The sequence below is a fragment of the Arthrobacter sp. BC5 genome, from assembly GCF_056680255.1.
Genome location: NZ_JBWXPX010000003.1, coordinates 1 through 18,171, shown reverse-complemented (window position 1 = coordinate 18,171; position 18,171 = coordinate 1). Strand labels below are relative to the sequence as shown.

13 protein-coding genes and 2 pseudogenes are annotated in these 18,171 nt (G+C 63.8%); 8 read left to right on the top strand and 7 right to left on the bottom strand.

The features are described from left to right. Positions 1-35: 35 nt before the first annotated feature. A complete protein-coding gene (locus AC1MFI_RS18980; RefSeq protein WP_479821310.1) occupies positions 36-5,108 on the top strand; it encodes a helicase-related protein in 5,073 nt (1,690 codons plus the stop codon). 62 nt (positions 5,109-5,170) lie between these two features. Here AC1MFI_RS18980 and AC1MFI_RS18975 read toward each other — a convergent pair whose 3' ends face one another. After that, positions 5,171-5,473 (bottom strand): hypothetical protein, encoded by a 303-nt coding sequence (locus AC1MFI_RS18975; RefSeq protein ID WP_479821308.1) that lies wholly within the window; start codon positions 5,471-5,473, stop codon positions 5,171-5,173. A 677-nt stretch (positions 5,474-6,150) separates the two neighbouring features. Between AC1MFI_RS18975 and mobC the strand changes: the two genes are divergently transcribed. The 3 genes from mobC to AC1MFI_RS18960 are packed head-to-tail and all read left to right on the top strand — an operon-like array spanning position 6,151 to position 8,939. Continuing rightward, positions 6,151-6,585 (top strand): plasmid mobilization relaxosome protein MobC, encoded by a 435-nt coding sequence (gene mobC / locus AC1MFI_RS18970; protein ID WP_479821306.1) that lies wholly within the window; start codon positions 6,151-6,153, stop codon positions 6,583-6,585. A 38-nt stretch (positions 6,586-6,623) separates the two neighbouring features. Beyond that, a complete protein-coding gene (locus AC1MFI_RS18965; protein ID WP_479821422.1) occupies positions 6,624-8,165 on the top strand; it encodes a relaxase/mobilization nuclease domain-containing protein in 1,542 nt (513 codons plus the stop codon). Between the two features lie 3 nt (positions 8,166-8,168). Continuing rightward, the gene (locus AC1MFI_RS18960; RefSeq protein WP_479821305.1) at positions 8,169-8,939 is read left to right on the top strand and encodes a hypothetical protein; all 771 of its coding nucleotides are present in this window, start codon (positions 8,169-8,171) and stop codon (positions 8,937-8,939) included. Positions 8,940-9,019: 80 nt separating this feature from the next. On the opposite strand, the gene AC1MFI_RS18955 is transcribed toward AC1MFI_RS18960, so the two are convergent. The 6 genes from AC1MFI_RS18955 to AC1MFI_RS18930 form a co-directional block, all read right to left on the bottom strand. After that, a complete protein-coding gene (locus AC1MFI_RS18955; RefSeq protein WP_479821304.1) occupies positions 9,020-9,862 on the bottom strand; it encodes an IS3 family transposase in 843 nt (280 codons plus the stop codon). 44 nt (positions 9,863-9,906) lie between these two features. Further along, on the bottom strand, positions 9,907-10,233 hold the full coding sequence (locus AC1MFI_RS18950; RefSeq protein WP_479821303.1) for a helix-turn-helix domain-containing protein: 327 nt from the start codon (positions 10,231-10,233) through the stop codon (positions 9,907-9,909). A gap of 588 nt (positions 10,234-10,821) precedes the next feature. Further along, positions 10,822-11,724, bottom strand: coding sequence for an aldo/keto reductase (locus tag AC1MFI_RS18945; RefSeq protein WP_479821302.1), 903 nt, complete (start codon positions 11,722-11,724; stop codon positions 10,822-10,824). 120 nt (positions 11,725-11,844) lie between these two features. Continuing rightward, positions 11,845-12,801, bottom strand: a complete 957-nt coding sequence (locus tag AC1MFI_RS18940) for a glycoside hydrolase family 26 protein (RefSeq protein ID WP_479821300.1) — start codon at positions 12,799-12,801, stop codon at positions 11,845-11,847. A gap of 54 nt (positions 12,802-12,855) precedes the next feature. After that, complete coding sequence (locus AC1MFI_RS18935) at positions 12,856-14,145, bottom strand: ROK family transcriptional regulator (protein ID WP_479821298.1); 1,290 nt, start codon at positions 14,143-14,145, stop codon at positions 12,856-12,858. Continuing rightward, positions 14,142-14,741 carry an SGNH/GDSL hydrolase family protein gene (locus AC1MFI_RS18930; protein WP_479821297.1) on the bottom strand — a complete coding sequence of 200 codons (600 nt, stop codon included), beginning with the start codon at positions 14,739-14,741 and terminating at the stop codon, positions 14,142-14,144. Before AC1MFI_RS18930 ends, AC1MFI_RS18935 begins: the two co-directional genes overlap by 4 nt. An 80-nt stretch (positions 14,742-14,821) precedes the next feature. On the opposite strand from AC1MFI_RS18930, the gene AC1MFI_RS18925 reads away from it, so the two are divergent. The 4 genes and pseudogenes from AC1MFI_RS18925 to AC1MFI_RS18910 all read left to right on the top strand — a co-directional run. Further along, the gene (locus AC1MFI_RS18925; protein WP_479821295.1) at positions 14,822-16,951 is read left to right on the top strand and encodes an alpha-galactosidase; all 2,130 of its coding nucleotides are present in this window, start codon (positions 14,822-14,824) and stop codon (positions 16,949-16,951) included. Positions 16,952-17,232: 281 nt separating this feature from the next. Then, a pseudogene (locus AC1MFI_RS18920) lies at positions 17,233-17,427 on the top strand (IS21 family transposase); the annotation flags it as partial. Then, positions 17,423-17,587: pseudogene (locus tag AC1MFI_RS18915) on the top strand (ATP-binding protein); the annotation flags it as partial. The pseudogenes AC1MFI_RS18920 and AC1MFI_RS18915, both read left to right, overlap by 5 nt. Positions 17,588-17,991: 404 nt before the next feature. Continuing rightward, on the top strand, positions 17,992-18,171 hold a 180-nt coding region (locus AC1MFI_RS18910), incomplete at its 3' end, for a hypothetical protein (RefSeq protein ID WP_479821294.1).

Sequence of the window (18,171 nt, the reverse complement as noted above, 5' to 3'; positions counted from 1 at the left end):
AGCCCACCGTTGAAGCGGACTCCCGCTTCATCCCTGTGCGGCAGGACGACCTCGCCCCGTCCGGTGCTCGTGCGCGCTTCCAGGCCAACGTCGCTGCGCTGCGCGTCCTGCGTGAGCTGCAGGAGCAGGATCGGGCAGCCACCGCACAGGAGCGCGCCGTGCTGGCGCGGTGGGGGAGCTGGGGTGCCACAGGTGTGGCTGAGGTGTTCGATGAGACTCGCGCCGAGTACGAAGCCGACCGCGCCGAGCTGCGCGAGCTGCTGAGCGAGGACGAGTACCGGGCCGCGAACCGGACCGTCATCAACGCCCACTACACCGACCCCGCCCTCGCCACGGAACTCTGGCAGACCCTGGGCACTCTCGGCTTCACGGGTGGCCGCGTGCTCGAACCGGGATCCGGTGCCGGTACCTTCATCGGCCTCGCACCCGAGACCGTATCTATGACTGGTGTGGAGCTGGACCCGATCACCGCGGGCATCTCCCAGGCCCTCTACCCGGACGCTGATATCCGCGCCGAGTCCTTCGCTGACACGCGCCTGCCTGCCGGTTACTTCGACGCTGCCGTCGGTAACGTGCCCTTCGCCAAGACCAGGCTGCACGACCCGCGACACAACGCGAGCAACCACTCGATGCACAACCACTTCATCATCAAGTCCCTGGACCTCACCCGACCCGGTGGCGTCGTCGGCGTCATCTCGTCCGCGTTCACCATGGACGCACAGAACCCGGCCGCCCGCCGCGAAATCTACGAGACAGCCGACCTGCTCGGCGCGGTCCGCCTGCCAACCGGTGCGCATCGTCGCGCCGCTGGCACCGACGCCCTCACCGACGTGCTGATCTTCCGCAAACGACTCCCAGGCGAGGAACCGCTCAACTCGCAGTGGCTGGAATCGCGCGTCCTGTCTCAGGGCGACGACCAGAACGCCGCGCAGGATGTACTGCTCGACGCGAGCCAGGACGTAGCCCGGATGAACGCCTACTTCATCGAGAACCCGCAGCGGGTGCTGGGTGAGCCCGTGGTGGGTAACGGCATGTATGGGTCAGCGACGCTCACTGTGCGCAACGAGGACCTGTCCGCCGTACCGGAGCAGCTGCACAACCAGTTGCAGGACATCGCCCTCACCGCTGTCGACGCCGGCAGGGGAGCCGCAGAGCGTCAGCCCGGGCAGACCATCGAGTCCGTAGCCATCGTCCCTGCAGGCAAGCAACTCCAGGTCGGACACATCATGTCCGAACCGGACGGCACCTTCCGCCAGGTCGACATCGACGGATCAATCGCCCCGCTGAAGGTCCCCGCAACCCAGGCACGAGAACTGCGGTCCCTGCTACGGCTGCGCGACCTCGCCCGCTCCGTGCTCACCATTGAGGCGAGCAACGTGGAGGACACCCCGGAGCTCGACGCCGAACGCACCAACCTGCGCGACTCCTACCGCACCTACGTGGACACCTACGGTCCGATCAACCGGTTCTCCGAGCGTCGCACCGGGAAGGTCAACGGCGCCGGCGAGGACATCATGGCCAGGGTCACGCCGAAGGCGGTAGCACTCTTGCGCAATGACCCCTTCGGGCCGATCGTCCCGGCTTTGGAGCGCTTCGATGAAGCCAGCCAGGCCGCGATCCCGGCAGCACTGCAGCGAGGCCGCCAGGTCCAGCCACGCCAACCCATCCGAGGCGTCGACACCCCAGCCGAGGCCCTTGCCGTCACCCTCGACACCCGGGGCGAAGTCGACCTCACCGAAGTAGCCAGTCTGCTCGGCGTCGACCCAGCAGCGGCCAGAGACGCACTGGGGGACTTGGTCTACGACATACCGGGTGAGCCAGGCGTTATGGAAACACGTGCCGAGTACCTCAGCGGCAACATTCGGGAGAAGCTTGACGTCGCCACGGTCGCCGCGGCAGAGGACGAACGGTTCCTGCGCAACGTCGAGGACCTCAAAGCTGCCATGCCTCTGCCGCTGGGTGCAGATGAGATTGAGGCCCGAATCGGGTCCATCTGGATCTCGGCCGACGTGCATCAGGAGTTCCTGCAAACCATCACGCGCGATCGGCAAGCACGCGTGGACAGGGTGACAGGGGCGAACTGGGACGTCCAGGTCAACAGGCACAGCTTCACCGTCCGCAACGACTGGGGTACCGAGCGGATGCCTGCGGGCGAAATCTTCAAGTGCCTGCTCGAGCAAAAGCGCGTCCAGGTCACGGATCCGGATCCCGACCCCGAAAGCCAGCGACGCATCCTCAACCCCGTCGAGACAGCATCCGCGCAGGAAAAGGCCCAGCTGATGCAGGACCGGTTCGCGGAGTGGGTGTGGGAGGACGCAGACCGCGCCATCGCCCTCACAGACGAATACAACCGCAGGTTCAACTCGCTCGTGTTGCGCGACTACACCGTGGAAGGTGAACGCCTCACCCTGCCCGGGCTCGTCAAGGACTGGACCCCACAACCGCACCAACGCGCCGCCGTAGCGCGCATGATTTCCGAGCCATCTGTCGGCCTCTTCCACGAGGTCGGGGCGGGCAAGACCGCTGAGATGGTCATGGGTTCCATGGAATTGCGACGACTTGGCATGGCCCGGAAACCTGCCGTCGTCGTACCGAACCACATGCTTGATCAGTTCGCTCGCGAGTGGCTGCAGATCTACCCCCAGGCGCAGATCCTCGCCGCATCCTCAGCTGACCTCGCCGGCGACAAGCGCCGACAGTTCGTGGCCCGCGCGGCCGCGAACGACTGGGACGCGGTCATCATGACCCGCACCGCATTCGAACGCGTGTCCTTATCGTCTGAGTCTCAAGCCGAGTACCTTTCCCGCGAGATTGATCGCAAGCGCCAGGAGATTCTGGCCGCGAAGGAGCGTGCACTCGCAAGTGGCGGCAAAGCGATGAGCGTCAAGAAGCTCGAGGCCCGCCTGCAGTCCGAGGAAGAGAAGATGAAGCGCCTTCTCGACTCTCCCGTCGATCCTGGCATCACGTTCGAGCAGACGGGCATCGACTACCTCATCGTGGACGAGCTCCACGACTTCAAGAACCTCGCAACGACCTCGAACATCCAGGACGCGGCGATTGACGGATCCAACCGCGCCTCAGACCTACACGCGAAGGTCGAGTACCTCCGCGACACGCACGGTGACAGGGTGATGACCGGCGCGACGGCGACGCCGATCGCCAACAGCGTCACCGAGATGTACGTCATGCAGCGCTACCTGCGCCCAGACCTGTTGGAGCAGGCCGGCATCAATGACTTCGACACGTGGGCTGCGACCTTCGGTCAGGTTGTTACCGAGATGGAGATGACCGTCGCCGGCGGTGACAGCTTCAAGATGAAGGAACGGTTCTCGAAGTTCCAGAACGTGCCCGAGCTGCTGAAGATGTTCCACACTTTCGCGGACGTGAAGACCGCTGAGGACCTGCAGCTGCCGGTCCCCGATATCGAGCAGCGCGACGACGAACGACGGCTGCCGCGCATGGTGGCGGTGGAACCGACCATCGAGCTCGAGGCGTACATCGCGGATATTGCTGACCGCGCCGAGAAGATCCAGGCCCGCCTGGTCGATCCGACCGAGGACAACATGCTGAAGATTTCCACGGACGGCCGGAAGGCTGCCCTGGACATGCGCCTGGTCGACCCCGACCTCAATGTACTCATCGGGGAGACGAAGATCAGTGCGACAGCGGACCTCCTAGCGAAGGTCTACGAGGAGAACAAGGACCGCATCTACGACGACCCGGCGACGAAGGAACCACACCCCACACCAGGCGCCTTGCAGATCGTGTTCTGCGACCTCGGCACACCGTCGGACAACTGGAACGTGTACGGGCAGCTGCGTGAGGACCTGGTGCAGCGTGGGGTTCCAGCAGAGAAAATCCGGTTCATGCACGAAGCCAAGAACGACGCCGAGAAGGGCCGGCTGTTTGCGGCCTGCCGGACAGGGGACGTCGCGGTGCTGGTCGGATCGACCCAGAAGATGGGTACGGGTACGAACATGCAGGCCCGTGCCGTTCACCTGGTCGACCTCGACGCGCCATGGCGGCCGGCCGACGTCGCGCAACGCCACGGCCGTATCATCCGACAGGGAAACCAAAACCCCGAAGTGGCCATCTCACAGGTGGTCACCAAGGGATCGTTCGACACTTTTATGTGGCAGACGCTGGAGCGCAAGAGCAAGTTCATCGACCAGATCATGCGCGGCCGCCTCGACGTCCGAGAAATCGAAGACGTGGGAGACAGCACCCTGTCCTTTGCGGAAGTCAAAGCAATCTCCAGCGGCAATCCGTTGATCTTGGAGAAGTCCAAAGCCGACCAGGAGCTGACCCGACTGCAGCGCCTCGAGCGTGCTTGGCACCGCAACCAGGCAGCGCTCAGCCGGCGCAAGGACAGCTCACTCGTCCGAGGTCGCGCATTGGTCGCTGAACTGCCCGCGCTGAAGGAGGCCGCCGCACGCACAAGCCCCGATGTTGGATGCGACGCGTTCCGCATGACCATCAACGGTAGGACCGTCGACAAGCGCACTGACGCAGTGGAAGCGCTGCGCACGTGGGCGGACAGGAACGCAGCAGGACGACCCCCTATCCAGGGGTCGAAGGACCTTGGTGTGATGGCATCCATTGGTGGTCACGACATCAGGTTCGTGCAGGGCCAGGCGAACATGGTCGAGATGGGCGCATCTCGTGTTGAGTTGCAGATCGAGGGCGCGCCTGGCGTCGCGGTGGAGCTCAAACGCAATGACGCTCTCTTCCCGACTGTCGGGGTCATTCAGCGCCTAGAGAATCAAGTCACGCGCCTGCCTGATGAGGTGGTCAAGCGTGAGCGGCAGCTGGAGGAAGCACGGCAGGAGTACCGCGACGCGGCGAACGCACTGAAGCAGCCGTTCAAGCACACTGAGGCACTGGAAAAGGCCAAGTGGGAAGTCGAGAGGATTAGTCGTGAGATGCGTGGAGAAGATGCCGCACAGACAACGCTCACCCCTGAACTGGAGGAACTGAAGCGCCATATGCGGATGGCTTTCCCGAACTCTCCGAAGCCCGGGCAGGCAGCTGAGAGAACGGGAGCGCAGACCCGGCCGAGCCATCTGTCGGGTCGGAATATTGAGCAGTCGGGTGGATTCGAACGCTAGGGTTCACACATAGTAGGAGGGCGGTTCCTACCGGGTAGGGACCGCCCTCTCGTCGTCTAGGGTCAGCTGTTCGCCGCAGTGCTGGGGGCCGGCGAAGTTGCTTCCTCAGAGCTGGCAGGGCGCCGTGAGCGACGCTTAGCAACACCGCCGACCTCGAGGCCGAGCTTCTTCAGTTCGTCCTCACTCCATCCGTCCTTCGTTGCTCGGACGTACGCCTTCTTGTCTTCACGTTCGGCATCGGCGAGCTGCTGGCGCAGCTCGTCTACGCGCTTGCGTGCGATCACCAGGTCGGTGACAGATTCGATGCGGGAGTCGAGGAGTTTGCGCGCCTGGTCTTTGGTGGTTTCGAGGTCGATGGTAGCCATGCTCATCACCCTAACGCCGTGCACGGACGAGCGTCACGAGACACAGCCTTTATCGGCCGGCAGGGTAGTCGTGGAGGTACCCATTAACGGGATCGTTGAACCAGTCCTCAATATCGCCGGAATCATATCGGACGGTGTTTCGTCCCAGTGTGAAGTAGGGCGGTCCCAAGTTGGCCCGCCGCCACTGAGCAAGCTCCTGGTTTGTCACTCCGTACAACTCGGCCACGTCCGCAGGTTTCATCATCGCGCCTACCATGAGTCCCTCTTTCATCTTTGCCCTGCGTTCCTTTCGGCAACGCCGTCATCACTTGGACGCGAAGTGAATTGGCAAGGTGGAGAGGTCGGACCGTGGAATACCGGAGCGGAGCGAGGATATGCCGCGAAAGCCGTCCTTGGAGCCTTGCCAAGAGAAGGGCGGACAGTACATTCACAAGCCGAAACGGAACGGCGCAGCCGTGAGAATCAATTCAGACGCGAAGCGTCTCCCGAAAGATAGAACACCCGACCCGGCACACCCCGCCGGGAAGCGCGTTCTCAACCACCTGCAGAGCAAGCTATGTGTTTATGTGCCATAAACGCGGGTTCGGCTGGCGCCTGCAGCTGGGCGGTGACACACTTGGGGTGTGGGGCCTTGAGTTGGAGGGGCGCTGCGCTGGGCCTGAGGGGGAGTGCGAGCAGTGTCTGAGCAGGGGAGCGAAAGCCAGGAGCAGGAGCCCGCTGCGCGTCCTCCTAGTGCCGGCAAGCGGCACGTGTGGTCTTCCCGGCGCAAGCGCATCGAAGGTAAGACCGTGTACGTGAGGGTCTCGATGTCCGAGATGGAGCGTGCCCAGCTGCTGCAGCTGGAGGCTCAGACAGGTTTGTCGCCGTCCGCGATCCTCGTGGACGCCGCGCTCGGTTCGGGGGATCCGGCCGTGTTGACGGTGAAGAAGCAGGAGGTCGTAACGCTGCTGGCGATCCGTCGTCTCATCGCGACGGCGGCCAACAACATGAACCAGATCGCGCGCCATGCGAATGCGACCGGTGAGGTCAAGGACTACGCCGCTGCAGCGATGCAGGAGACTCGCCAGCTGATGCGTCAGATCGAGGCGAAGATGTACGAGCTGAAGCCGTGATTCCGAACATCACGAAGGGCTCCCGCACCGTAGGGCTCATGAAGTACCTGGTCGGCCCAGGGAAGAGCAACGAGCACACCGACCCGCACCTCGTCACTGGTAGCCCGACGATCATGGCGTGGTTCGGGGACGCACAGCTGGGCGATCAGTCGGCGGTCCTCGCGGCACAGGAGATTGACCTCAACAAGCGGATCAACGACGTCGAGATGGACCAGCACGTCTGGCACTGTTCCCTGTCGCTACGGGCCGACGAACGGCCTGTCAGCGACCGCGAATGGGCGGACATGGCGGAGAAGTTCATGGAAGACATGGGCTTCACCGAGGCAAGCGGGAAGGCCGCGTGCCAGTGGGTCGCCGTGCACCACGGCACGAGCACCGCCGGTAACGACCACATTCACATCGTTGCCTCCCGCGTCCGCGAGGACGGCACGAAGTGGAGTGACTGGTCGGACTTCCCGAAGGCGCAGAGCGCGGCCCGGAAGCTCGAGAAGCAGTTCGGGCTCATGGAGCTGGGTCAGCACTCCGAACGCGGACTGAAGCCCGCCGAGCAGCTGGCAGACCGCCAGGTTGGAGGAGCGAAGGAACCAGCTCGCCATCGCCTCGAGCGGACTGTTCGCTCCAGTGCCGTCGCTTCCGTTTCCGAGGCTGAGTTCGTGCGCCGGTTACGCCGCCAGGAACTACTCGTCAGCGCCCGTTTCGCTGACGGCGGCCGTTCCGTTGTCACCGGTTACTCGGTGGCTGAACGGCCACCGGCCGGCATGGACCCGGTGTGGTTCGGCGGCGGGAAGCTCGCGAAGGATCTGACCCTGCCAGCATTGCGTACTGCGTGGAGTGATACCCCGGAGGCGGCGCAGGAAGCAGCCGAGGAATGGTGGGCAGCGAAGCGTCAGCAGAGGATTGTGCACCGGGACGCACCGGACATGACACGAGGTGCCCGGGTGTCGATGATCGGTGGTCAGGCCGTCGATGAAGTCGCTGCGCGCAAGCTCGCACTGGATCTAGCCAAGGCCCGTCAGACAATATCGTCTGTGGCCCCCGGGGATCATCAAACGTGGGCGCACGTCGCGCGTGAAGCATCCGGAGTGTTCGGTGCCTGGTCGAAGGCCACCGAGTCCGAGCCGGGACCGCTTGCGCACGCCTCGCGCGTCCTGGCGCGATCCGCGCACCGGTCTGGTGTCACCATCAGCGAGCCGGTGAACCCGCCGCTGCGGATGGCAGGCACGGCCGCGTTCCTGCTCGCCGCATCGACGGCACCGTCGCCTGTCGCTCAGGCGATGATCATGCACCAGATGCTGCGCACCATGAGGGCCCTGCACAACATGCAGCAGAGCAACAAGGAGCTGCGCGAGGTGCAGCTGCTGAACGAGACCGTGAGCAAGCACCTGAGCGTCGTGGCAGAGCCTTTGCCGGAGATTGTCCAGCCGCGTCTGGCAGCGCCGCAGGCGGCACCGGAGCCGGCTCTCGGTGTACCGCAGAAGGCGGTCCCAGATCTGGCCGAAGCGCAGCGTTCACGGATGTCCGCACGCCGCACGCAGGGCGCCCTGAACGCCGGCAAGCACGATCGAGAGATGGGGAGATAGATCATGCACGACAACACACCAGATGGTGCCGACGGGATGTTCCGTCCGCAACTGCAGTCGGCCATGGCTTTGGCGGGACGATTGAGCGAGATGCTCGCCCGCCAACGGGCGGAGCGGAACGAAGAAATGCTCAGGGCCGAGGGAGCGAGGCGCAAGCAGCTCGAGGAACGGTTCGAAGCCGAACGGGCAGTCATGCGCACCCAGCTCGGCGCCGTTCACCAACCCCAGTTCTGGGAAGGAGCGAAGCCCGAAGACATCGCCGCGCAGTACGCCCTGGCGCAGCAGTGGGAGCCGTTCGACGACATGGCACGGTTGTCCCGCGAGCACATCCATGGCGAGATCCGCACCAGGTACAAGCTGACGCCCGAGGAGTACCTCCAAGCGAACAACCCCACACTCGAGGCCGAGGCCGAGGGAGAGCAGCTCGACAAGGAGGTGCAGCGGGATCACACCGAAGCGGAACGGCAGTCCGCCGCGATCGTGAATGCAGTGGTCGACGGGGACGTGCAGAACGACGTCGACACGCAGAATGCCGCCGCCAACGCGGCTGAGCTTTGGGACTCAGGGGACCGGCGAACCCAGCTTGCCGATACACTCATGGATCGGCTCGGAGACACCCCGCTTGGACGCGAAGCCGTCGCCGCAGCACTCGCGACAGATCTCAGCAACGGCACTCCGCCCTCCTCAGCTGTGAAGGGTCGTGCAACAGCGCACCGACGGGGTAGGACGCCAGGGCTGGAACAGTCGAGATCGCGCGGCTTCGGTCGCGACTAGTGACGATAGCTAACGCATCGAGAAGAGGGGCGACCAATGGTGAACTGGTCCCCGGAAGTTGGACTGGCTAAGTAAGTAGGTTAGGCCGCGAGGGTCTGAGCACGGTATTGCACCGGGCTCAGGCCCTCGAGCTTTGTGGAGATCCGTTCGGTGTTGTACCAGCGGATGTACTCGTGCAGGGCGTCGGTGAGGGCGTCGGTGAGGGCGTCAGTGCCGATGAAGCGGACCCGGTGGAACAGTTCTTCCTTGAGGTGTCCGAAGAAGTTCTCCATGACCGCGTTGTCGTAGCAGTTGCCTTTGCGGGACATTGACTGGTGTGCTCCGGCCTCCTGGAGCAGATGCCGCCAGGAGGCGTGCTGGTATTGGAAGCCCTGGTCCGAGTGGACCAACGGTTTCTGCCCGCACCCACCCGCCGGTGTTGCCGGTGTCGTCAGTGTCGTCAGTGCCTGGCGCAGTGAGGTGTTAGTCAGCTCCAGATTCGGCGACAGTCCCACCGTGTAGGAGATGATCTGCCGGTCGAAGAGGTCCATGACCGGTGAGAGGTAAAGCTTCCGGTCGCCGACGCTGAACTCGGTCACATCCGTCACCCACTTCTGGTTCGGCGCGTCGGCCGCGAAGTCCCGGTCCAGCACATTCGCAGCAGTTCTGCCGGGCTCACCCCGGTAGGAGATATGGCGCTTCCTCCGCCGGACCTTGCAGACCAGGCGCAGCGACCGCATGAGCTTCAGCACGGTCTTCTTCGCCACCGTCCAGCCCTGCCGGGTGAGAACGGTGTGAATGCGCCGGTGCCCGTACCGGCCACGATTCGTGTCGAAGACATCCCTGATCGCGTCCTTGAGCTCCTGGCGAGGATCCGGTGCCAGGAGCCGGGCCTGGTGATAGAAGAACGTGGACCGGGCCAGGCCGGCGGCCTGCAAAAGCACCGGAAGGGGGAAGTCGGCCTTGAGGGCGATGACGGCCTGAACCTTTACCGTCGTGGTTGCGCTCTCAAGGCCCGCACTTTTCCCAGGTACGCCACTTCCGCCCGCAACCGCTCGTTCTCCCGCCGCAACCGCTCCAGCTCGGAGGGCTCCTGCGGTGGTGGTGATTCGGGGCTCCTGGGTCTGCCCTTGGGTTTGGGCCGCAACCCGTCCGCACCCTCACGGCGATACACCCGAACCCACCCCTGAAGGAGCAAAGGAGAAGACAGACCGGCTTCCGTCGCCAGATCTAGGGATGTCTCACCCGCGATGAACCGCTCCACCAGGGCGAGCTTGGTCTCGAAGGAGTACACCTGTTTCGTCGGCTTGGTCACCAGCGCTCCTCGACCTCGGATCTTCCACCGCTCATACAAACGACCGACTGGCTGATGAGCCACGCCCAGCAGGCCGGCTGTCGCTCTCACCGCGATGCCCTTCTCAAACCACGCTACAGCGGCCTCACGCTGCTCCACCGACAACGAACTACGTGCATACATAAAACTGCTCCCCGGGAGTCGAAACTGAATTTCTCAGTCCAACTTCCGGGGAGCAGTTCATGGTCACCCCTCTTCTCGTTGTGCCGGCTCCGCGAGGTTTGTTGGCCCCGCTCGTAGGCCACATGTCCTAGTGGATGATTACGTCGGTAGATCCGGTATTGGCGGCGCGTCGCCGCTCCCACAGCTCGAGGCAGTCTATGCGTCGGTGCTCGACGATCTCGGTGGCCCCTAGGCCCCTTGGCGCCTGTGGCGTAGCAACAGCTGCGAGTTCGGCGTCTGATGTTCCATGAGCCGCAACTTCCAGGACAAGTTCGACGGCGATAAGGACGGGATCGGCTGCGACAGCTAGCAACTCGCACCACAACGAACGACGGCGGGGCAGCCACCTCAGGTAACTGCCCCGCCGTCGTTGTCCGGCAAGAAGCCCTACATGCTCCAGGGCTCCGCATGAACGTCCGTTTCGTCGGACCAGCGGCGATGCAGAGCGAACAGTTGGTCGACTATGTCGCGCGTCAGAGGCTCGATGCTCCGGCTGAAGGAAAGGAGTTCCCGCAGGTTTTCTTCCCTGCTTGTGGATCCGACGGTGGACACCACCTGCGGGGTGCTATGCGCGAAGCGGATGCAAAACTCGGCCCAGCTTGCGACACCTGACCGCTCGAAGATCGGCGCCACCTCGACGGCGCGCTCCTGGAGGTAGGGCTGCCAGGCTGCGCCAGGGACGTCGCGCAGGGTGTGGACCGGGGCGCCGGCCACGGTGCGCATCGAGATGATGGCCTTGTCCTGTGCCAGCAGTTCGTCCCAGAGTTCGTTCGAAGCGAAGCGCTGCAGCGGGTTGAGGTAAAAGATATAGCCGTCGATCAGCCCATCCAGGTGCCCGGCCCGGAGAGCGGCGAGGGGTGCCTCGGAGGTCCAGGGGAAGATCTCGAGGACGAAGCGTCCCACGAGGCCCTCGTCCTTGATGCGCTGCAGGTCGGTGAGGATGGGTCCGCCCGTGACCATGTCCTCTGCGAAGGCGCCAGTACCGGAGAGCTGGCCGATGTCGACCGTGCTGATGCCCAGGGGCTCGATGTTCTCGGTGATGGTGGCGCGGACGTCGTCCGCGGTGCCGCCGCCGAGCTTCACGATGACCGGAGGGACGTTGCCGGGGTCGTCGGCGAAGGCTGCACCGAGAACTTCGAGGGCGTGGTCGTACTGCCGGGAGGTGTGGAGCCAGAGGCCGGCGTCGATCGCGGTGCGGGCCATGTGCACCTGCTGCTCGCGGGGGACGTCGTCGTGCCCGAGCCGCGTAGTGCCGTAGATGTACGGGGGAAGGTCCGCCAGAGGTTTCATTGCCTCAGGCTACCGGAGGGTGCGAACTTGTTGTGCTCTAGAAATCGGCGACGGGTTCGCTCTAGTCGACCAACCTTGGCTGGACGCATGACATCGTTGCCGGTTCGAGGGCCCTGCAGGTTATTGGTCCGACGCTTGATCTCCGCCCCGGTTCATCACGCGTCCGGTGCCCATCAGAACTCGCACGTCGTCCAGGGTGTTGTGCTCCGTGAGGAAATTTGTCCAGGTCATGTACCAGCTCCATAGGGGCTGGGTTTCGAGGATGTCCGGCGTGGGCATTACGCCGACCTCGCCGAGTGCAACTGGCTTGCCTTCGGCTAGTGCAACGAGTTCTTCATAGCTGTCTTGGCCGTACATGTTCTCGTACACGTCGAAGGCGAGGATGTCGACGACGTCGTGGCCCGGGTAGCAGTCGATGTAGGGAGCCACGTTCTCACGCCGCGCGTTCGCGTTCCACACCCAGAGCAGGTTGGTGAGGCCGTGGACCTCGGTCAGCCGCTCGAACAGCTGGCGGTAGAGCGCCTCGTAACCGCGCGGGCCCGGGCGGGTGCCCCACCAGAACCAATCGCCATTCATTTCGTGGTACGGGCGCCAGAGCACGGGAATGGATGCGTCACGCAGTTGCGCGAGGAATCCGGCGATGACGTCGACCTGCTTCTTCCAGCGCTCATGCGTCGTCGTGCCCGGAGTAAGGAGGTCCTGCCAGTCCTGATCGGATAGCTTCCCGTTGCAGATGCTCCCCTCGAACGTGACGGGCTCATCTTCCGTGGGCCGCACAGCATGCCACATGAGCGTGATGATCGAGCCCGCCTCGTGCTGGCGCCTGGCCTCGTCGATGATGCCCTGGCGGAAGTTGACTCCGTCCATGGTGCCATCAGCGGCAAATCCGAAGTCCTGTCCCCACACGGCAGGATAAGCCCCACCGATCGATGCTGCCTGGTCGCTGTAGTCCGACATTTCGCGCGGGGTGTTGTGCTGGCCCGATAAGGTCCTTTGGCCCTGAAGTGCGTAGAGCTTCGCGAGCAGCCCGGTGGCTTCAGCCGTGACGTTCGGGGTGACGGGCAATCGGGAGGTCATGGTGCTCCTTATTGGAAGGTCGAGCGCTGCGGGGTTTGGGGACGACGAGGTGGGTCAGGCGAAGGACACGGAGCGCAGTGTTCGCGGCGACAGCCGGTCCTGGAGCACGAGGGTAGCGGCCCCAAGGGCCGCGGCATCGTTTCCGTTGACCGATATGCGAACTTCAACGGGGTGGATGGCCCGTGCCATCGCCCGATGAGCGAGGGCTTTGGAAATGGTGTCCACATAGAAGCTGCCTGCGGTCGAGAAGGCGCTGCCGGCAAGGACGATCAGTTGCAGGTCCAGGAGGTTCACCATGGAAATCACGGCACTCGCCACGTATTCGGCTGAGTCCTGCATGAGCCGCAGGGCTGTGGCGTCTCCGTTCGTGGCTGCAGTACCCACGGCAGCGAAGTCCTCGGAAATCACCCCTGTCAGTGCGATGTCGAGATTGCCCCGCGCGGCTTCCTCCGCGGCCTGCGCTACGACGACCTTGGGGCTTGCATACAGCTCGAGGCAGCCGATATTGCCACAGGGGCACGGGAGGCCTTTCGCGTCCACCGTCACGTGGCCTATCTCCCCGACGTTCGAACTCACGCCCTGATAGATGGTGCCGTCCATGACGATGCCGGAGCCGATGCCGGCGCCCATATAGACGGAGGCGTAGTTCTCATAGCCTTCTGTGGCTCCGAGCCAGTACTCGCCGATGGCGGCCGCGGTCGCGTCATTGTCGAACTCGCAGTGAAACCCGGTGGTCGATGCCAGCGCTCGACGAATGGGGAAGTCAGCCCACATTTCCAGCGATGGTGCATTGCGGACGGTGCCGGCAACGCGATCCAGAGGACCGGGTGTCGCGATGCCCATTCCGACGATGCTGCTGCGGGTTACGCCCGACTCTACGATCAGGGCCTCGATATCTTTGGTCATCCGGCTGACCACCATCAAAGGGGAGGTGTCTCCCGGTCCGCCGACGCGTCGACGACCGATGACGTGCCCGCGGAGGTCGGCGATGATGTACGTGATGTAGTCCTGGCCGATGTGCACCCCGACGCCGACCCGCGAAGCGGGGTTGAGTTCCAGGAACATGCGCGGTTTGCCGCCCGTAGATTCACCACGGCCTGATTCGACGATGATGTTTTCCGTCAGGAGGGCACGGACGAGGGTCGAGATGGTGGCCTGAGTCAGTCCGGTCCTCTCGGCGAGTTCCACCCGACTGATGGGTCCGCTGGAGCGAATCAAGTCGATGACCTTGCCCCGGGAAGACTCCCGGCGGCGGGTCTTCTGAGTTCCGGTCGGAGGCTGCTCAGGGGTCAGCAGGGCCGAGGAAGCCTGTCCGTTCCAGGTCGGATCCTGTGCCGATGTCATGGCCCGGTCACGGCCCGTAGCCAGGCCGCGGCAATTTCCTGGTGGCCACGTGCTGTCGGATGCACTCCGTCTGCGGCCAGGGATGCAGCTCCCATCGATCGGGCGAGGTGGTTGAGAATGCCGTCGAGTGGAACCAGCACAGCGCCGAACTCCTCCGCGAGAATGCGGACAGCATCGATCCGCGGGTCGAGATCCCGCCGCCATTCCTGCTGTTCATTGCCGACCGGAATAACGAAGGGCTCCATCAGGACAAGCCGCGTGACCGCGGGAAGCGTAGCAAGCATCGCGTGATAGCGGCGACTGAACGCGGAGATATCGGACGGTTGCCCGCTGTCGAAGTGCCGCCACGTGTCATTGATACCGATCATCACCGACACCACATCAGGTTCGAGGGTGAGTACGTCCTGATCCCAACGCTGTTCAAGGTCCTCCAGCCGGTCCCCACTGGTGCCCGCGTTCACCACGTGACACTTCGCGAGCTGATTGGAGGCGGCAAGGCGGCGCACGTAGCCATGACCGAGTTGCTGGTGGTCATCCCGCCAGCCACAGTCGGTGACGCTGTCACCGGCAAAAACGACATGCCCCTGCAATTCCATCTACCCTCGCGATAATCGGCAACTATATTTAGTCTTCTAACTTAGTTCATCCGGATGCCCCAAGGATAGTAAGGACCCCAATGCCGCTACCTGAGTCAACACCACTGCACCTTACTGCAGGTGGAGTGAGCGTCGTCGTGCATTGTCCGGCATCGGGCCTGCCGGAGGTACGGTACTGGGGCTCCGAACTCGGCAACCTCTCCCCGGAGGAACTAGCGGCGGTGGCTGATCTCAGTTCGCCTCTGCTTGAGAACACGACGGACCTTCCTGTGCGTCTGGGCGTTCTCCCCGAGCACGGCGCGGGCTGGATGGGTACGCCGGGGTTGACCGGGCACCGGGCCGGGAAGGACTGGTCCCCGCTTTTCACCAAGGTGGTGCACACTCTTAAGAAGCGGTGTCTCGAGGTCGTTGCCGAGGATCCGATCACCCGCCTTGCTCTCCGGTTCACTTTGGAACTACTGGAGTCCGGGCTCGTGCGGACGCGGGTGGTACTCACCAATCTCGCGCCGGAGGAGTACGAGCTCCAGAAACTGGTTATGGCCCTGCCCGTTCCGGCCGAGGCCAGCGAGATTCTAGACCTGGCGGGCCGCTGGGCCAAGGAACGCGTGCCGCAGCGGCATCCTCTGACAGTAGGGACGTATCTCCGTGAGGTGCGTCGCGGCAGGACGGGAGCAGATTCACCGACAGTGCTCACGGCAGGGGCCCCTGGTTTCGGTTTCCGGTCCGGGGATGTGTGGGGTGTCCACGTGGGATGGAGCGGGAACCACCAGTCATTCGTCGAGCGGATGACCAGCGGGAGGACGGTCCTGGGTGGTGGTGAAGTCCTGTTGCCCGGAGAAGTGGTCCTGGGAGAGGGCGAGGTGTATACGAGCCCGTGGCTCTATGCAGCATATGGCTCCGGCCTCGATGACCAGGCGGGGCGCTTTCACCGGTGGTTGCGCGACCGCCCCAGTCATCCGGCCACACACCGTCCTGTGACGCTCAACGTCTGGGAGGCCGTGTACTTCGACCACCGCCTCGAGCCGCTACTCGAGCTTGCGGAGCGTGCCGCGCAGGTCGGTGTCGAGCGTTACGTGCTGGACGATGGCTGGTTCCGGGGGCGCCGCGATGACTCCGCGGGCCTCGGTGACTGGTTCGTCGACCCCACGGTCTGGCCCGAGGGTCTTCATCCGCTCGTAGACCGCGTTCGCTCACTCGGCATGCAGTTCGGTCTCTGGTTCGAGCCGGAAATGGTGAACCCCGATTCCGATGTTGCCCGGGCCCATCCGGATTGGATTTTGCAGGTGAACGGCCGATTACCCTTGGAAGCGCGGCGCCAGCAGGTCCTCGACCTCACGGTGCCGGAAGCGTACACCTACGTCCTGGACCGGATATCAGCACTTATCACCGAGTACGGGATCGAATACCTCAAGTGGGACCACAACAGGGACCTCATCGACGCGGGCTCGGCCGCAACGGGAGCTGCCCGTGTACACGAGCAGACGCGTGCGGTGTATGCGCTCCTCGACCTATTGCGCCTGCGGCACCCGGGCATCGAGATCGAGTCCTGTTCTTCCGGGGGAGCACGCGTGGATCTCGGGATCCTCGAGCGTACCGACAGGGTGTGGCCAAGTGACTGCATCGATCCACTGGAACGTCAGCAGATCCTGCGCTGGACGGCCCAACTCATACCGGGCGAACTCACCGGCACCCACGTAGGCAGCGCCACCTCGCACACCACGGGCAGAACATCATCCCTGGATTTTCGGGCCATCACTGCCATGTTCGGTCACTTCGGCATCGAGTGGAACATCAACGAGCTCGACGGCGGCGAACTGGCGGCCCTGGCCGAATGGGTGTCCGTGCACAAGCGCTTCCGCGCCCTGCTGCACTCCGGCACGATGGTTCGCGGCGACTCTGCTCTCGACGAGTTAGCCCTCACCGGGGTGGTCAGCACGGACGGCTCGGAGGCCCTTTTCTCGCTCGCGCTCCTGGCCCGCCCGTCGACCTGGCCTCCGGGGCCCGTGAAAATCCCAGGACTCAACCCGGAGATTCGTTACAGGATCGAGCAGATCGGCGGCCCACTCCCGTCAGATTCCCCCCACGCGGCGCCCGCCTGGCAAAGCGGCAACCTGACAGCGCCCGGCACTGTCCTGGGATCGGTGGGCGTGCAGGTGCCCCTGCTGCAGTCCGAGCAGGCTGTGCTCCTGCACGTTGTATCGGCACCCTGAGCGGCGCCAGGGCACGATTCAGGACGGCATATTCCGCTTGTATGCTCTCGCTAGGACCGGAGGTTCCATGGGAACCGGTTGCTGGCACGGGTGTCAGGAGGTCGTAGGCAGATTCGGCATTTCAGGGCGTCGGGGAACGGGTGACTGTGACAGCCTCGTTCGAGACCACTAGGACGGTTTGAGTCAGTACCACCCGAGATTCATTGGATCCTTGTGACGGTTTGAGTCAGGACCACCGTCAGTCTTGTTCCATCTAATGGGACGATCTCGTGGAGGTTTGGATGAGGTTGCGTATGGAACTGTTCGTCAGCATTCGCAGAGATGCCCGAGTCGAGGGTGCCTCGATCCGGGAGTTGGCCCGGCGGTATCAGGTAGGTCGGGACACCGTCCGCCAAGCACTGGCGAGTCCCGTTCCTCCACCTCGTAAGGTTCCCGTACGTTCCTCTCCACGATTAGATGCGTTCAAGCCCGCGATTCGCATCCAACGAGTCCTTCTCCGGGTGGACGAAAACCTTCACCGACCCCAGGCTTTGCGCCGCGATCGTCGACCGGCTCACCTTCAACGGGACCATCATCGAAACCGGTACCGACTCCTACCGCCTCGCCTACACCCTCGCTCACGCCTCCGTCGGATAGCGCCGCGTGCCAACAGCACAGACTGGTACTCGAGACTGCGGTGACCTTGGCGGGTTGGAGGAGTTCCATCTCCCGTAGTCCCTGTGATCCTAGACGGGGTTGACGTACCCGAGCCGTAGGCTGGAGCCATGACGGGCTTGCGCCAGGGCGCTTTCTGGGACTTCGACGGGACTCTGGCACAACGAGATGGCACGTGGCCCTCGATCCTCCGGGAAGCGATCATCGCGACCGATCCGACGAATACAGTTACAATTCCAGCACTCGCACTGGGGTTGCAGCGAGGATTCCCGCATTGGGGACCAAAGGGAATGCCCTCCTACTCGGACGCGGCTTCTTGGTGGGCGGAGGTTTCCACCCCACTTCTCGACGCATGCCTACGGGCCGGTGTTCAACGGTCGGTAACAGTGGCCGCAGTCGCCGAAGTGCCACGCGTGTACTACCAGCCAATCCGTTGGCGCCTTCTGCCCGGTGCTCAGAGCGCACTCCAACAGACCTTCGATGCCGGAATTACTAACGTGATCCTCAGCAACCATGCTCCAGAACTACCTGAGTTGGTCGTTGCGCTCGGGTTCGCACCACTCATC

Bases quoted from the DNA above. Each gene is read 5' to 3' on its own strand.
- AC1MFI_RS18975 (WP_479821308.1), bottom strand. From the start codon at position 5,473: ATGGCTACCATCGACCTCGAAACCACCAAAGACCAGGCGCGCAAACTC.
- AC1MFI_RS18965 (WP_479821422.1), top strand. From the start codon at position 6,624: ATGAAGTACCTGGTCGGCCCAGGGAAGAGCAACGAGCACACCGACCCG.
- AC1MFI_RS18960 (WP_479821305.1), top strand. From the start codon at position 8,169: ATGCACGACAACACACCAGATGGTGCCGACGGGATGTTCCGTCCGCAA.
- AC1MFI_RS18945 (WP_479821302.1), bottom strand. From the start codon at position 11,724: ATGAAACCTCTGGCGGACCTTCCCCCGTACATCTACGGCACTACGCGG.
- AC1MFI_RS18940 (WP_479821300.1), bottom strand. From the start codon at position 12,801: ATGACCTCCCGATTGCCCGTCACCCCGAACGTCACGGCTGAAGCCACC.
- AC1MFI_RS18935 (WP_479821298.1), bottom strand. From the start codon at position 14,145: ATGACATCGGCACAGGATCCGACCTGGAACGGACAGGCTTCCTCGGCC.
- AC1MFI_RS18930 (WP_479821297.1), bottom strand. From the start codon at position 14,741: ATGGAATTGCAGGGGCATGTCGTTTTTGCCGGTGACAGCGTCACCGAC.
- AC1MFI_RS18925 (WP_479821295.1), top strand. From the start codon at position 14,822: ATGCCGCTACCTGAGTCAACACCACTGCACCTTACTGCAGGTGGAGTG.